At 58.3% G+C, this 13295-nt stretch carries 11 protein-coding genes; 3 read left to right on the top strand and 8 right to left on the bottom strand.

Annotated elements, in window-relative coordinates:
* Positions 1-51: 51 nt before the first annotated feature.
* Positions 52-1635, top strand: coding sequence for a bifunctional metallophosphatase/5'-nucleotidase (locus tag ACR0C6_RS07745; RefSeq protein ID WP_480618791.1), 1584 nt, complete (start codon positions 52-54; stop codon positions 1633-1635).
* Positions 1636-1696: 61 nt separating this feature from the next.
* Here ACR0C6_RS07745 and ACR0C6_RS07740 read toward each other — a convergent pair whose 3' ends face one another.
* Positions 1697-3310, bottom strand: a complete 1614-nt coding sequence (locus ACR0C6_RS07740) for a tetratricopeptide repeat-containing sulfotransferase family protein (RefSeq protein ID WP_480618790.1) — start codon at positions 3308-3310, stop codon at positions 1697-1699.
* A 94-nt stretch (positions 3311-3404) separates the two neighbouring features.
* Between ACR0C6_RS07740 and ACR0C6_RS07735 the strand changes: the two genes are divergently transcribed.
* Both ACR0C6_RS07735 and mnmH read left to right on the top strand, forming a co-directional pair.
* Positions 3405-4070: an SOS response-associated peptidase gene (locus ACR0C6_RS07735; protein WP_480444607.1), complete on the top strand. Its 666-nt coding sequence runs from the start codon at positions 3405-3407 to the stop codon at positions 4068-4070.
* A 47-nt stretch (positions 4071-4117) separates the two neighbouring features.
* Positions 4118-5170, top strand: coding sequence for a tRNA 2-selenouridine(34) synthase MnmH (gene mnmH / locus ACR0C6_RS07730; RefSeq protein ID WP_480618789.1), 1053 nt, complete (start codon positions 4118-4120; stop codon positions 5168-5170).
* On the opposite strand, the gene selD is transcribed toward mnmH, so the two are convergent.
* From selD to ACR0C6_RS07695, 7 genes are read right to left on the bottom strand one after another with little or no spacing between them, the layout of a single operon-like run.
* A complete protein-coding gene (gene selD / locus ACR0C6_RS07725; protein WP_480618788.1) occupies positions 5161-7320 on the bottom strand; it encodes a selenide, water dikinase SelD in 2160 nt (719 codons plus the stop codon). The two genes, mnmH and selD, sit on opposite strands and share 10 nt — an antisense overlap.
* Before the next feature lie 5 nt (positions 7321-7325).
* Positions 7326-7712, bottom strand: a complete 387-nt coding sequence (locus tag ACR0C6_RS07720; RefSeq protein ID WP_152457438.1) for a Na+/H+ antiporter subunit G — start codon at positions 7710-7712, stop codon at positions 7326-7328.
* A gap of 7 nt (positions 7713-7719) precedes the next feature.
* Positions 7720-7989, bottom strand: coding sequence for a K+/H+ antiporter subunit F (locus ACR0C6_RS07715; RefSeq protein WP_152457439.1), 270 nt, complete (start codon positions 7987-7989; stop codon positions 7720-7722).
* The gene (locus tag ACR0C6_RS07710; protein WP_171119435.1) at positions 7986-8483 is read right to left on the bottom strand and encodes a Na+/H+ antiporter subunit E; all 498 of its coding nucleotides are present in this window, start codon (positions 8481-8483) and stop codon (positions 7986-7988) included. Before ACR0C6_RS07710 ends, ACR0C6_RS07715 begins: the two co-directional genes overlap by 4 nt.
* Complete coding sequence (locus ACR0C6_RS07705) at positions 8483-10024, bottom strand: monovalent cation/H+ antiporter subunit D (protein ID WP_480618787.1); 1542 nt, start codon at positions 10022-10024, stop codon at positions 8483-8485. Before ACR0C6_RS07705 ends, ACR0C6_RS07710 begins: the two co-directional genes overlap by 1 nt.
* Complete coding sequence (locus ACR0C6_RS07700) at positions 10021-10380, bottom strand: Na+/H+ antiporter subunit C (RefSeq protein WP_152457442.1); 360 nt, start codon at positions 10378-10380, stop codon at positions 10021-10023. The genes ACR0C6_RS07705 and ACR0C6_RS07700 overlap by 4 nt, the downstream gene beginning before the upstream one ends.
* Entirely contained in the window at positions 10380-13250 is a 2871-nt protein-coding gene (locus tag ACR0C6_RS07695; RefSeq protein ID WP_171119437.1) for a monovalent cation/H+ antiporter subunit A, read from the bottom strand. Before ACR0C6_RS07695 ends, ACR0C6_RS07700 begins: the two co-directional genes overlap by 1 nt.
* Positions 13251-13295: the final 45 nt, after the last annotated feature.

The following is a 13295-nucleotide window of genomic DNA, read 5'->3' as shown; positions in this document are numbered from 1 at the left end:
TTTGGCGTCATCGGCGCACGATCCCTGCAAATTAAAACAGGGAGATTCAATATGTTGACGCGTTTCCTGGCTTCGGCTGCAATTCTTGGCCTGACCGCTGGCGTGGCGGCGGCAGAATACAAGCTGACCATTCTGCATACTAACGACATTCACAGTCGTATCGAGTCGATCAACAAATACGACTCGACCTGTGACGCAGAAGGCGAAGCCGAAGGTAAGTGTTTTGGCGGCGTTGCCCGCCTCAAGACCATGGTAGACGCCCGACGCGATGCGCTGGCGGATCAGAATGTGCTGCTGCTGGATGCGGGGGATCCGTTCCAGGGATCGCTGTTCTACACAACATATAAGGGCGCGGCAGAGGCCGAGTTCATGGAAGCCATCGGTTACGATGTCATGGCTGTTGGCAACCACGAATTCGACGATGGCCCGGAAGGTCTGGCGACGTTCATCGACGCGGTCAGTTTCCCAGTGATCTCGGGCAATCTGGACCTGTCGTCGTCGGCCGAGTTGAAGGACAAGGTCGGCAACCACGTTGTGCTTGACGTTGGCGGTCAGAAGGTCGGCATAATTTCAGCACTGGCAACGGACACGGTTGAAACGTCAAGCCCCGGCAAGGACATAATTTTCAAGGATGAGATAGAAAGCCTGCAGGCTGATGTGGCTGCGTTGCACGATGAAGGTGTCAATATCATCATCGCGTTGAACCATGTTGGATTGGCCAAGGACCTAGAGATCGCAGAGCAGGTGCCGGGGCTTGACCTTGTTGTCGGCGGCCATTCGCACACGCTGCTCTCGAACACGCAGGAAGGTGCCGCTGGGTCATATCCGATGATGGTCGGTGATGTCCCGATCGTGCAGGCCTATGCCTATTCCAAATATCTGGGCGAGATCACACTGACCTTTGATGATGACGGCAACCTGATTTCAGCGGAAGGTGAGCCTATCCTGCTTGATGCGTCTGTCACGCCCGATGCGGATATCGCTGCACGCGTGGCCGAAATGGGCGCACCGATCGAAGAAATGAAGCAACGCGTCGTTGCCAGCTCAGCCGCTGCAATTGAAGGCGATCGGGCGGTTTGCCGTGTACAAGAATGCGAAATGGGTAACCTTGTCGCCGACGCCATGCTGGCGCGGGTTGCCGATCAGGGCGCTCAGATTGCGATTGCGAATTCTGGCGGTCTGCGCGCGTCGATTGATGAAGGCGAAGTGACCATGGGCGAAGTGCTAACCGTGCTGCCGTTCCAGAACACGCTGTCCACTTTTGAGATCACCGGGCAGACCGTCATTGACGCGCTGGAAAACGGTGTAAGCCAGGTGGAAGAGGTCAAGGGCCGGTTCCCGCAAGTGGCGGGCCTGCGCTTTACCTGGGATCCCAGCGTAGCGCCGAACGAAGGGCGCATCATTGATGTGATGGTCGCCGAGGGTGATGGGTTCGTTCCGATTGACCCGAACAAAACCTACCTGGTCGTAACCAACAACTACGTCCGCAACGGTGGCGATGGGTATTCGATGTTCGAGGGCGATGACAAGAACGCCTATGACTTCGGTCCGGATCTTGCGGATGTAACCGCGGAATATCTGGCCGAAAACGCGCCGTACCAGCCTTATGTCGACGGACGCATCCAGCAGAAGTGACTCTGTTTTTGAAAATGAAAAAAGCCGCGTCATCATGATGCGGCTTTTCTGCTTCTGCGGATCAACTGAAATCGTATTCCGGCCAAAGTTCCGGGTCAAAGCCATCCAGCATCGGTTTGATCTGATCCGCGACCTCGCGCCACCCCCCGATTGACTTGGTCGAGATCTTGTTGCGCACCTGATCTACGCTGGCCGTACGCACCTGTCTGGTGTTCTTTTCGGGATGTACCATGGATTGGCACCAGTCAATACCGCAAAACTCGGCAACGCGCTGGCTGTGGGTCAGGGGGTCCGCCACCAGATCTTCATAGGGCATTGTCAGAATGCGGTCTCCGAACAGCTTGTCCCAATGGGACATGTAGCGGCGATACAGATTTGCTGTATGCGCGATCGCTTCAAGGTTTGAGGCGTAGTTCATGCCGCCGGCAGGGAACCGTCTGATCCATTTCGACAAACCTACATCACGCGGGTCGCGCAGCATGTTGATGATCTTGGCGTTGGGGAAGGCTGCCAAAATGAAACCAACGCGCTGAAAATTGTGCGGCAGTTTATCGACGAATGCGACAGAGCCAGCAGTAACCTGAGGCATCTGTTCTCGATAGCGAAGCGCTATCCAATTTGCAGCTTCGGCATCGAATTTCTTGTCCGCTGTGTGAAACCTGGACGACAATTCGGGCATCAACGTCAGTTCGCCGCAGCCTGCAATATCAGGTGTAGAGCTCAGCATCATCTCCATCAAAGTGGTTCCGGATCTTGGTTGCCCGACGACAAAGATCGGAACTGGCGTCTTGCTCTCGACCCCGGTGAATTCAATCGATGCGTCCGAGAAAATGCTTAGGATCCGGTTCAGTTTTTCTTCTTCAGCGGGGAAATCATATGGCAGCGTCGCGTGCTGAACAGCGTTCGCCTTTTCGAACTGAGGCATCGCTGCGGCAAGACCGTCGCTCCTCTGGATCAGGTGTGCCTTGGCAAATTCAAGTTCTTGCAAAGGCTCGTCATGCTCGGCCATGGAGTCTTCTACGGCGGCAAGGAACTGCGGAACTTCTTCTTTTGCCGACATTATTGCCACCTGCAAGAGCGCATTCGGGTGATGGGGTTTGGCTGCAAGAATATCCTCAAAAATCTTGAGCGAGCCTTTTTTGTCACCTGCCTGATGCAGATTGACGGCTTTTTGGAACGCAACGACGGTGTTTTCAGGGGCAAGTTCATACGCGCGTTGAATGTCAAGCGTACTCTCTTCGACAAAACCCATTTGATCGTAAGCCCGGGCGCGTTTCGCAAGCAATTCCGGATTGTCGGGGTCCGAAGCAAGCTTATGCGTTGTGAATTCAACGATAGACCGCCAGTTTTTCCCCTCACGCTGAATCTCGTCAATGACTCGCATGAGTTCCCGGTTGTTAGGAAATTGTTCAATCTTTTTCTCGGCATAGGCCAAAGCCCGCGCGATCTGTTCCGTTTGCATCAAGGCGTTAGCCAGATTCTCGGCAAATTGCGGATCATCGGGCTTCATCCGCGAGGCTTCAACAAAATACGGAATGGATTTCCTGTACTGCTTCATCTCGGTCAAAACGAAACCGGCGATGGCTTGGTAGTCCGAGTCCTTCGGGAATTTCTTGATACCCAGCTGGGCCTTTTTCAGCGCCTGCGGCAACTTGCCCGCATCCAAAAGGGCCATTGCTTTGCTCTTGAGGGATTGCGTTATTTGGTTTTCCATATGACCCCGTAAGATCCTGCGCCAGTATCAATGTAGTACCGGTGGTTCATTACCCATGTGCGGACGGTTTGCAATAACTCTTCCCAATGACGCGATGGCGCAGCTGTTCTCCGCGCGTCCGGCAAACGCGTTGCCGACCGTGCCGAACTTCAATGTTTGTCCGACAAATCAGGTGCATGTGGTTCGGGGTGGTGACTCGGGTCGGCGTCTGGATGCGCTGCGTTGGGGGTTCTTGCCACATTGGTACAAGACGGAAACCGCCGGGCCTTTGCTGATCAACGCCCGCGCCGAGACTTTGGCGGAAAAGCCTGCCTTTCGCGATGCCTGCCGGTTGCGTCGCTGTCTGATTGCCGCAACAGGGTTCTACGAATGGACCAAGACGGACGAGGGAACGCGCTTGCCATGGTACATCCATCGCAGGGACGGCGCCCCCATTGCCTTTGCGGGGATCTGGCAGGATTGGGGGGTGGATGAAAACCGTCAGGGCACCTGTGCCATCGTGACGACGGCGGCCAACGAAAACCTTGGCACCATCCATCATCGGATGCCCCTGATCCTCGAGCCTGAGCACTGGTCATTGTGGCTGGGAGAAGCGGGAAAGGGCGCTGCTCGTCTGATGCAGCCGGGGGCAGAGGATGTGCTGACGTTTCATCGCGTTGATCTGGTCGTGAACTCGAACCGGGCCAGCGGACCTGATCTGATCACGCCTTTGCACGAGTGAGGGCGTGCGGCCTTTTCTTTGCAGACGCGGCAAGCTAGACCATCGGCATGGCCCTGAATTTTTCTGATCTGACACAGCTTTATGCGCATGGTTTTGACACTGTCATCGATGTGCGCAGCCCGGCAGAGTTCGCTGAAGATCATCTGCCAGGCGCGATCAACCTGCCGGTTCTGAACAACGAGGAACGCGCCCGTGTCGGAACCATGTATGTACAGGAGAGCCCGTTTCTGGCGCGTAAACTCGGGGCCGCTTTGGTGTTCCGTAATGCGGCCAACCACATCGAGCAACATCTAAGCCACCACGAAGGAAGCTGGCGCCCTCTGGTCTATTGCTGGCGCGGCGGACAGCGTTCGGGGTCGTTTACATGGATGCTGCAACAAATCGGCTGGCGCGCGGATATGATCGAGGGCGGCTATCGCACCTACCGCAGGCTGGTGAATGCGTATTTGTACGATGATCCGTTGCCGCATCGGTTGGTGGCGCTGGATGGCTATACCGGAACGGCCAAGACAGAATTGCTGGCACTTTTGCAGTCACGCGGGGTGCAGGTTCTTGACCTCGAAGCACTGGCCAATCACCGAGGGTCTCTGCTGGGGGAAAGACCGGGCGGCCAGCCCAGCCAGAAAGCTTTTGAATCGGCCCTGGCAGGGGCGCTGTGTGCGATGGATACGGCGCGCCTGGTCGTCATCGAAGCGGAATCGTCCAAGATCGGCAGCCTGATATTGCCGCCCAGCCTGTGGAACGCTTTGTGCGCAGCCCCACGGGTGAACATCACGGCTCCGCTCGAGGCGCGCGCCGCCTATCTCGTTCAGGCCTATGACGACATCCTGTCTGACGGCGACCGTTTGCGGGACCGGTTGTCGCCGCTGCGCTTTCATCGCGGGCACGAGGTCGTGAATGGTTGGATGCAGCTGATCGAAGCAGGTCAAAAACAGGTGCTGACCCAGGCCCTGATGGAGCAGCATTACGACCCGGCATACGCAAAGTCGCGGCGGTCCCGTTCCGTCGAGGTTCTGGCCGATATTGAGATCGCCGTTCTAAACGATGCCGGCCTGAGCGAGGCGGCCACCCGGATCGAAACCCTGCTGGATCAGTCCTGAAGGCGCAGTTCCGGTGCATCGGTGAGCTCGCCGATTGCCATGGCCGGATATCCGGCGTTCCTGAGGTCTTTCAAGACGGTATCGGCATCCTTTGCCGCCACCGCGGCCAGCAGGCCGCCTGCTGTCTGCGGGTCGAATATCAGGGCGGCTTTGCCCTCGGCGGGCAGGGCAGGTCCTATTGCCCGGTTGTCTGCAAAAAGGGTTGATCGAACACCCTGGTCCGTCAGTTCCTGCGCGCCTTCCATCAACTCCACGGCATCCAGATCCATAATGGCCCCGCATCCGGAAGCGTCGCAGATACCTTGCAGATGTCCGGCCAGACCAAACCCGGTCACGTCGGTCATCGCATGGGCCCCGGCCAATATGCGGGCCGCCTTGCCCTGCGGCTGCGCCATGTGCCGGTAGGCTGCGGCGACCCAGGCACCGTTGGCCTGGCCTGCCATCTCGGCCGCCATAAGAACGCCGCTTCCTATGGGTTTGGTCAGGATCAGACAGTCGCCCGGTTGCCCGCCGGCCAGCGTAATCGGGGCGGCGTCGCACAGGCCGGTCAGTGTGAAACCGATTGTCATCTCGTCACCCATGGAACTGTGCCCGCCCACGATATCGGCACCGGCGTCCCGCATGACGTCTCCTGCGATCGACATGATTTCCGACATGGTACGGCGTTGCAGGGCAACAGACATGCGCGGAAGGATGATCGTTGCCGTGGCAGCCTGAGGCGTGGCCCCCATGGCCCACACATCCCCCAGGGCATGTACAGCGGCGATGCGCGCCATAAGTGTGGGATCATTGGTAAAAGCCCGCAGGTGATCTGACGTCATGACCTGCCGAACCCCGCCCATCTGAAGCAGAGCCGCGTCGTCGCCGGGCAGGGGGATGATATCCGGGCGAACGGGATCGGGCTGCGATTTCAGCGCCACCTGCAATGCTCCGCGCCCGACCTTGGCACCGCATCCGCCACACATCGGTTTTTCGCCCAGCGCCTCGACAAGCCCGGCGGCATGTGCGCGCGGCAGCGCAGGGGGTTTCATCTGCGGCAGGTTCCGGAACTTGTTCATGAAAGTCTGGTCGATGTGGTTCTTCCATTTCCACATCATCGCTCCGCTGTGGGACAACCCCAACCGCTCGCCCAGCGCTGATTTGCCGCCCAGCGAAATCAGCTTCAGGTAATCTTTCTGCGGGACGTACTTGCGCATCCGTCCAGCCCCCAGCGCCGCGCGCAGATTGTCGAACAGAACTGGTGCTTCGCGCACTGCATAAACACCGGCTTTGGGTCTGGGATTGTCCGCCAGATGGGCGCAATCACCGGCGGCAAAAACCACGGGATCGCTGGATTGCAGGTAGCTGTTTACCCGGATGAAGCCATCCTTAAGGTCCAGCCCGGTCTTTTCGATCCAGCCATACGGGCGGGCTCCGGCCGCACCTGTCACGAAACCGGCCGGGATTTTGCGCCCGTCCTGCAATGCGACGTGATCCGAAGCGATCCGGCTGATCGCGGCGTTTTCGATCACCTCTACACCAAGATTCTGCATTGCACTGCGGATCGTCTCTGCCGCTTTGGGTCTGGTGGCCGTCAGGGCAAAGGCATTGTCGATCAGAGCAACCTGCGCTGACCGCCCCTTGGCCCTGAGCGCATGAGCCATCGCCATGACCAGTTCAACCCCGGCGATTCCACCGCCGATCACGACGACCGAGGCAGGGCCGCTGCCCGCCAGATAAGCAGCCCATTCTGCCGCGAATGGTCCCAGTGGTTTGGCCGGTACGGCATGTTCCGCAAAGCCGGGCATTGCGGGCATGTCCGAAGTGATCCCAACATTGACCGACGCCACATCGAAACCTACCGGAGGACGCCCGGGAACATGGATTTCCTGACGATCGGTATCGATTCCATCGACCGCGCCCAGAATGACGCGCGCGCCTGCGAAGCGGGCCAGTCTGACCAGATCGATGTCCAGCTCCCACCGGTCATAATGCCCGGCGACATAGCCTGGCAGCATCCCGGAATACGGGGCCGTCGGGCCGGGGTTTATCACGGTCACACGCGCCCCCGGCAACGGGTCCATCCCCCATTTGCGCAGCAGCAGCGCGTGGGTGTGACCTCCGCCAACAAGAACCAGATCGCGGGTCAGGGGCAGCGGAGGAATATGCATCGGTTTCAATTCGCGCTATGATCCGGAACGTCTTCGACCTGCTCGACGGCGTGGGTGGCCCAAAGTTCATCCTCGCCGGCATCCGGCAGGTCTTCGGGTTTTTCATGCCGGTGTATGTGCCACTTTGCAATGAACAGGGCCGTGATCGGAGCGGTCAGGAACAGGAACAGAGTGATCAGCAGCTCGTGCAGGGACAGCTTTCCTTCCAGAAGAACAGAATGCACGATCGAAGCCAGAAGCACGCCGCCCACCCCCAACGTCGTTGCCTTGGTCGGGGCGTGCAGGCGGGACATCGGGTCTTTCAGCTTGATCATGCCAAAAGAGCCGACAAAGCCGAAGATACCCGAGACGATCAGGAAAAAGGCGATCAGCAGTTCCACGATGAATGTCATCCCGCCCTCATTCGATAATGTTGCCGCGCAACATGAAGCGCGCATAGGCCACGGTGGAAACAAAACCGAGCATGGCAATGATCATGGCGGCCTCGAAAAAAATCTCGGTCCCCTGATCCAACCCATATAAGATCATCAGGGCGATGGTGTTGATCACCATAGTGTCCAAGGCCAGAACCCGGGTGCCGACCCCGTCAGCGGTTATGATACGCCACAGACACATCATGATCGCCGCACCGAAACAGGCAAATGCAAAATAAATCGCGTAGTCGATCATTCGAAAATCTCCTTCAGGCGACGTTCATAGCGCTGTTTGATCTGGTCCCGCACGGCTTCGGGGTCGGGGGCATCAAGACAGTGCACCAGCAGATTATGCCCCTGAGCTGACAAATCACAACTGACGGTGCCCGGAGTCATCGTGATGGTGCCCGCAAGAACCGTGATCGCTTCGGGTGTGCGCAGTTCAAGCGGGACGCAGATCCAGTTGGGCTGGCGGTTGTCATTGCGTTTGAACAGGATGATCCGGGCCACCGTCACGTTCGCAACCACGATATCCCAAAGCACCACCAGCATGTATTCCACGACCATTGGCCAGTTGCGAAGCTTGGGACGATCCGGCCAGTAGGGTTGCGTGACGAACGGAATGATGATCCCGAGGATCAGACCAAAGATCAAAGAATTCAGCGACGGCTTGTTCGCCAGCAGAATCCAGACAAGCGTCAGCAAAATCGTCAGGTGGGGGTGCGGAAAAATTCGGCGCAGCAGTTTCATCACTCCTCCCTTCCCAAGACGGCAGAGATGTAGTTTTCAGGCGTAAACAACTGCTCTGCGGTCTTGCTCGTGTACTCCAGGGCCGGACCCGCGAACAGGGTCAGAAGGACCAGACCTGCCACGGCCCCGAACACAGCCGTAAAAGCAAGGCCGGGTTGCGGTTCGGGGGCCGCGGCAGACGCGTTTTCGCCTTCGGCGGTTTCATCGGTCGTGACAACCTCAGCGTCGTAGCTTTTCCAGAAAATCAGCGTCCCGGCACGGGCCAGCCCGACGATGGTGACGAATGATCCAATCAGGATAACGGCCCAGACCGAGGTGGCATCGGATGCATCACGCGAAGCGTCCAGAACCAAAAGTTTGCCAACAAAGCCGGACAACGGCGGCATTCCAGCCATCGCGATGGCGCCGACAAAGAACAGGGCAGCAATCAATCCGCTTTGCGGCATCGGCGGCTTGGGGGCTATGGCCCCTCCCTGCCGTTCCATGACCAGGTCAGCAATGAGGAACAGCAACGCGGTCGCAAGTGTCGAATGGAACACATAATAAAGGGCGGCTGCCGTCGCGCCGGGCGTGAACTGAGAAATCGCGATCAGCAAAGTCCCCATGGACGCGATGGCGCAAAAGGCAACCATGCGGGCAATATGCTTCGATCCCAGAATGCCGATGGCACCGACGGCAAGCGTCAGCAGCGCCGCGGGTTGCAACCAGTCGCCAACCAGACCCTGCGTGACTTCGACGTCGGGGCCGAAGGCCAGAGTGTACATTCGCAGGATCGAATAGGCCCCTACCTTGGTCATGATTGCAAACAGGGCCGCAACAGGCAGCGGGGCGTTGGCATAGCTGGCGGGCAGCCAGAAGTGCAGGGGCAGAACGGCAGCCTTGATGCAGAAGACCAGCAGCAACAGCACCGCACCAACCCGCAGCAATGCGGTATCTTCGGCTGGGATCTCTGCAACGCGCAGGGCGATGTCCGCCATGTTCAGCGTACCAGTCACGCCATAGATCGTGCCAAGGGCAAACAGAAACAGAGTCGACCCCAACAGGTTGTACGCCACATATTGCACACCCGCTTTCAACCGCACCGCGCCACCGCCATGAGTCATAAGGCCGTAAGACGCGATCAACAGCACCTCGAAGAACACGAAAAGGTTGAAGGCGTCGCCGGTCAGGAAGGCGCCGCAGACGCCCATGAGCTGGAAATGAAACAGCGCGTGGAAATGCTTGCCCCGGTCATCCCAGCCCGAGGCGATGGCATAAAGCACGATCGGCAGGGCCAGCAGGGCGGTCAGCAGAACCATCATTGCGGACATGCGATCCAGCACCATGACGATGCCAAAGGGGGCGGGCCAGTCGCCAAGCTCGTACACCTGAATGACCCCGCCCGAGGCCTGAGCCGTGATTGTAAGCGCAATCCCAAGCAAAGCCACGACGCCCGCGACCGAGAAGATGCGTTGCAGGTCCAGATGGTATCGCAGGACCATGATGATGAATGGGGCCAGAATCGCGGGCAGGACGATCGGCGCAACGATCCAGTGGTTCATGCGTCATCTCCCGGCGCGTCAACACTGTCCTGGGCGGTCATGTCGATATGGTCATTCTTGGCGGACAGGTATGCGCTGAGCGAGATCATCACGATCACGGCGGTCATCCCGAACGAGATCACGATGGCCGTCAGGACCAGCGCCTGTGGCAGTGGGTCGGTATAGGGGACGTCCTCGTACTTGTTCAGAACCGCTGGTGCGTTCAGCGCCAGTCGTCCGGTCGCGAACAGGAAGACGTTCACCGCGTATGTGATCAGAGACAGGCCCAGAATGACCGGAAACGTCCGACGGCGCAGGATCAGGAAGATCCCGGCAGCGGTCATGATACCGACGGCAGAGGCTACGAGCGCTTCCATCAGGCCTGCTCCTTCTCTTGTTGTTCTTCCGGAGGGTTGTCTCGCAGGGGGTTGATATCCATCGGGAATTCCTGTGCCATCCCCGGTTGCCACGCAAAGCGGGACAGGCTGTCCAATGCCAGCATGACCGCACCCAGAACCGCCAGGAATACGCCTGTATCAAACAGCATGGCGGTGGCCCATTCGAATTCCTCAAGCGGAGGCCAGTTGATGTAGCCGAAATCGCTGGTCAGGAATGGGCGTTCATTGAACCAAGCACCCAACCCGGTTGCTGCGGCGATCAGAACGCCCCAGCCGATGGTGCCGTGGTAATAGAACCTCTGCCGCTCGATGGCCCAAGTATAGCCGCTGGCCATGTATTGCATCAGATAGGCGATGGCGACGATCAGGCCGGCGATAAAGCCGCCACCGGGCTGGTTGTGCCCGCGAAAGAAGATGTACGCCCCGACCATCAGTGCGATCGGCATCATGACGCGGGTGACCACAACCATCATCAGCGGATGCGAATCCCCGGATTGCGGCCAATGCGGTTTGCGGTTCAGCAGATAGCTGCGGACATTTGTACCGAGAACGGATTCCGTCAGCGCAAAGATGATCAGCGCGGCGATGCCCAGAACGATGATCTCGCCAAAGGTATCAAAACCCCGGAAGTCGACAAGGATCACGTTGACCACATTGGTGCCGCCGCCGCCTTTGTAGGAATTGGCCAGATGGAACTCTGAAATCGTCGGGAACGCGAAATCGCGCATCATCATCGCGTAGATCAACGCACCGGTGCCAAGGCCCGCGACCACGGAAATCGCCGCGTCCCGCCAGCGCCGTGCCGCCGAACTGTCCCAGGGCGTTTCGGTCGGCAGGAAGTTCAGCGACAGCAACAAAAGGATCATTGTCACCACTTCGACCGAGATCTGCGTCAAGGCAAGATCGGGAGCCGAGAGATAGTTGAAGGCAACCGAAACGATCAGGCCGACGACACCGATCAGAACCAGTGACAAAAGACGATTCCGGTGGAACCACATAATGCCCAGCGTCGCACCCACAAGACAGATCCAGCCAAGTATAGGAATGATCTGAGCCGGCAGCGGAACGCGGGTTTCAATGCCGATGGTTCCGGTCGAATACGCGTAATAACCCAGGCCAACGGTAAAGGCGACGAAGATGATCGCATAGCGGCTAAGGACCCCGTTGTGCATCTCATCCGTGATCCATCGGCTCAACCTGGTCAGCGCTTCTATGATTGCTTCAAAGATCTGCTTGGCTTCGGGGCGGGGCAGAGCGTTCCAGATCTGCTCACCTCGTCTGTGCAACGCCAGCAGGAATAGACCACCCAGCGTGGCCACGACCGACATGTAAAGGGCCGGTGTGAAGCCATGCCAGAGTTTCAGCGAGTAATACGGAAGCTTCTCGCCGCCAATCACCGCGCTGGACACCACTGCGACCAATGGGCCGACAATGGCCGCGGAATAGAGGCCGATCAGGATGACAAGTACGACCAGGAACGCGGGCGCAATCCACAACCCAACGGGCGGATCATGCGGATGTGCCGGATAATCTTCCCGCTGAGGTCCAAGAAAGACGTGGCTGACGAAGCGGAAGGAATAAGCGGCCGAGAACAACGCAGCCAAAAGCGCCAGCCCCGGCACCAGGTAATGAGAGTGCAGCCATGTGGTGTGCACGGTTTCTTCAAGCATCATCTCTTTGGATAGGAAACCGTTCAGAGGCGGCAGCCCGGCCATCGAGAGGGCGGCAATCGTGCCGATTGTGAAGGTGATCGGCATCAGGTGGCGCAAGCCACCCAGCCTTTTGATATCGCGCGTGCCGGTTTCGTGATCCACGATCCCAGCGGTCATGAACAAGGCGGCTTTGAACGTCGCATGGTTGATGATGTGGAACACGGCAGCGACAGCTGCAATTTTTGTGCCAAAGCCCAGCAGCATGGTGATGAGGCCAAGATGCGAAACGGTCGAAAACGCCAACAGCGCCTTAAGGTCGTCCTTGAACAACGCGATAGACGCGCCAATCAGCATTGTGATCAGCCCCGTCGTGGCGACGATGTAGAACCACGCATCCGTGCCGGCCAGAACCGGCCACATCCGTGCCATCAGGAACAGGCCCGCTTTCACCATTGTGGCAGAGTGCAGATAGGCCGAAACCGGTGTTGGCGCGGCCATGGCGTGCGGTAGCCAGAAATGAAACGGGAACTGCGCCGACTTGGTGAAACAGCCCAGCAGGATCAGGATCAGCGCAGGCATGTAGTAGGGTGAGGCCTGGATCAGTTCTTTGTTCTGCAAAATGACGCTGAGGTCGTAAGACCCCACGATATTGCCGAGGATCAGCATCCCGGCAATCATCGCCAAGCCGCCAGAGCCAGTGACAGCCAAAGCCATGCGCGCGCCCTGACGACCTTCGGGAAGGTGCTTCCAATAGCCGATCAGCAGGAATGAGCTGAGCGATGTAAGCTCCCAGAATATAAGCAGAAGCAGGATGTTGTCGGACAGGACGATCCCGACCATCGCGCCCTGAAACAGCAAAAGATAGGTAAAGAACTGCCCCATCGGATCTTCGCGCGACAGATAGAACCTTGCATAAAGGATGATCAGCAGCCCTATGCCCAGGATCAGCAACGCGAACAAAAATCCCAGGCCGTCCAGCATGAAATTCGCGTTCAGCCCCAGCCCCGGTATCCAGTCGAACCGGGCGGTCACGACGTCTCCGCGCATCACCGCAGGGATATGGATCAACAGGCCCATCAGGGCCAGGAATGTGGTCAACCCGGCGGCGGATGCGGCTGCGTTCCGGCCTGCCCGGATCAGCAGGGCAGGAAAAACAGCGCCGAGAAAGGGAAGGGCCGCGATAAGGAATAGGGACAAGTGCGATACTCCGGTCTGGGCGGTCAGTGTGAAGCCAATTTTGTA

It is taken from the genome of Ruegeria sp. AL12 (assembly GCF_056540885.1).
The sequence above is the reverse complement of the archived record's forward strand: the minus strand, read 5'-3'. Positions and strand labels throughout refer to the sequence as shown.